Annotated in this window: 2 protein-coding genes; both read left to right on the forward strand. The window is 76.3% G+C overall.

Features of this window, described 5'->3' with window-relative positions:
- Positions 1–1,046, forward strand: a 1,046-nt coding sequence (locus tag EF918_RS35165) for a YcaO-like family protein (protein WP_185922084.1), incomplete at its 5' end; no start/stop codon positions are given.
- 18 nt (positions 1,047–1,064) lie between these two features.
- Positions 1,065–2,046: thiopeptide-type bacteriocin biosynthesis protein (locus tag EF918_RS35170; protein ID WP_221889793.1), on the forward strand; the 982-nt coding region annotated here is incomplete at its 3' end.

Below are 2,046 nucleotides of genomic sequence, written 5' to 3' on the forward strand. Positions count from 1 at the left end.
CCCTGGACCCCCGCCGCCTCGGCCTGCCCGAACCCTCCGCGCACACCCATCCCGCCGCCACCACCGTCCCCTACCACCCCGACCTCGCTCTCGACTGGGTGCACGGCTGGTCGCTCACCCACGACCGTCCCCTCGCCGTCCCCGAACACGTCGCGTACTGGGACGTCCCCGGCGACGGCCCCCGCATCGTCTACGAGTCCTCCAACGGCTGCGGCCTCGGCAACAGCCCCCAGGAAGCCGTCCTCTACGGCCTGTTCGAGGTCGCCGAACGCGACGCCTTCCTGATGGCCTGGTACGCCCGCACCCCGCTGCGCCGCATCGCCGTCCCCGACGACGACCCGCGCACCGCCGGCCTCGCCGACCGCGCCGCCCTGGCCGGCTACGAGCTCGTCCTGCTCGACGCCACCAACGACTTCGGGATCCCGGCCGTCCTCGCCGTCTGCCGCTACCGCGGCTCCCACCCCGACGCCCCCGGCACCTTCCTCGCCGCCGGTGCGCACCACGACCCCCGCGTCGCCATCCGCTCCGCCGTCGCCGAGGTGGTCACCAACGTGCACGAGGCCCCGCACCGGGCCCTCGCCGACGACGCGCCGCGCGACCCGCGCCGGCTGCGCCCGATGCTGGAGCGGCCCGAGCTGGTCCTCACCCTCGACGACCACGTCGGCGTCAACACCCTGCCCGAGGCCCGCACCCGCTCGGCCTTCCTCCTCGCCCCGGCCCCCGAGATCCCCTGGCAGCAGGCCTGGCCGGACGCGCCCCGGCCGGTCGAGGACCTGCGCACCCTGCTCACCGCGACCGTGCGGCGCCTCGCCGGGCTCGGCCTGGAGGTGATCGCCGTACGCCAGGACGAGCCGGGCTTCACCGCCGGACTCGGCCTGTACGGGGCGAAGGTGATCGTCCCCGGCAGCCTGCCCATGACCTTCGGCCACCACAACCGGCGCACCCGGGGCCTGCCCCGGCTGCTGGAGGTCCCCGCCCGGCTCGGCCGGGCCCCCGGGGTCCTGCGCCACGAGGACCTCAACCCGCACCCGCACCCCTTCCCCTGACCGGCCGAGGAGCCCGACATGCCCCGGTGGCACAGCCTGCACCTGTACCTCCACAGCAGCACCGAGGACACCGACCGTTTCCTGACGGACCGTCTGGCTCCGCTGCTGGACGGCGTGGTGGCCCGCGGCGAGGCGGCCGACTGGTTCTTCATCCGCTACGGCGAGGGCGGCCCGCACCTGCGTGTCCGGGTCCGTGAACCCGCCGCTGCGGTGGTGCGGACCCTGCCCGGCACGCTCACCCGCGCCGCCTCCGCCGTCCCGGTCCTCCCCGGCGCGGGCCCGTGGCCGTCCCTGCACGCCGAGGTCCGCGACGTCGCGTACGAGCCGGAGACCGAGCGCTACGGCGGCCCGCTCGCGCTGCCCGTGGCCGAGGAGGTGTTCTCCGTCAGCAGCCGCACCGCGGTCACCGCACTGCGCGCGCTGCACGGGCACGGACCCTCCGAACGCCTGAACCTCGCCCTCGACGCCGTCCTCACCACCGCCCACGCCCTCGGCCTGGACCGGCAGGCCGCGGGCGGCTGGCTGCGCGAGCACGCGGCGGGCTGGCGCTGGGTGACCGACGTCCCCCTGCTGCCCGGGGCCGTCGTCCACACCCGGGTCAACACGGTGTTCGGGGCACGCCGCGAGGCCCTCGCCCGCCGCGCCGCCGCCGTCCGCGAGCGGCTGGACCAGGGCACGGCCCCGGCCTGGCAGGCGGACTGGGCCACCGCCGTCACCGCGGCGGACAAACGGCTGCGCGAGCAGCACCCGGCCGGACTCCTGTGGGTGTGGGCCTCCCAACTGCACATGCTGCTCAACCGGCTGGGCATCGGCCCCGACGAGGAACGCGCCGTGTGCAGGCTGGCCGCGCGCAGCCTGCTGGAGGCGGACGGACCGCACCCGTTCTTCGCCGACGGACCCGACGCGCCCGACCGCCGTTACCTGGAGCACAGCAAGTTCACCGTCGGCGAGACCGAGGAACGCACCCCCCGCCGGCTCACCGGCCCGACCGCCCCCGAGC

Origin of the sequence: Streptomyces sp. WAC06614, assembly GCF_003949795.1 — a bacterium.
In the GTDB taxonomy this organism is placed as follows: domain Bacteria; phylum Actinomycetota; class Actinomycetes; order Streptomycetales; family Streptomycetaceae; genus Streptomyces.